Consider the following 375-nt stretch of genomic DNA (forward strand, 5'->3'; position numbering starts at 1 on the left):
CCTCACCCCCATCCCACCCCCTACCGGAGATCACCATGCAACGTAGAAATTTCGTCAAGCTCGGCGGCGCCGCAGCGGCTCTGCAGTTCCTTCCCTCCATCGGTTTCAGCCAGCAAGGTGAGGTGTTCCGCATTGGCTCGCTCACGCCCATCACCGGCGCAGGCAGCCCCTACGGCCCGGGCATGCAGCAGGCCATCCGCCTGGCCGTGGATGAGGTCAATGCCGCGGGCGGCGCGGGTGGACGCAAGCTCGAACTCTTCACCGAAGACGACCAGACCAAGCCCGACGCGGCCGTGCTGGCCGCCAAGAAGCTGATCGAAGTGAACAAGGTGCAGGCGGTGCTGGGCACCTGGGCCTCGGGCGTGACGCTGGCGG

The 375-nt window shown here is 66.9% G+C and carries 1 protein-coding gene; it reads left to right on the forward strand.

All coding sequences use genetic code 11. The annotated features are described in order from the left end of the window. Positions 1-35 precede the first annotated feature (35 nt). Positions 36-375: ABC transporter substrate-binding protein (locus DBR23_RS31610; protein WP_233250706.1), on the forward strand; the 340-nt coding region annotated here is incomplete at its 3' end.

The sequence above is a fragment of the Acidovorax sp. HMWF018 genome (assembly GCF_003061035.1).
Taxonomy (GTDB): domain Bacteria; phylum Pseudomonadota; class Gammaproteobacteria; order Burkholderiales; family Burkholderiaceae_C; genus Acidovorax; species Acidovorax delafieldii.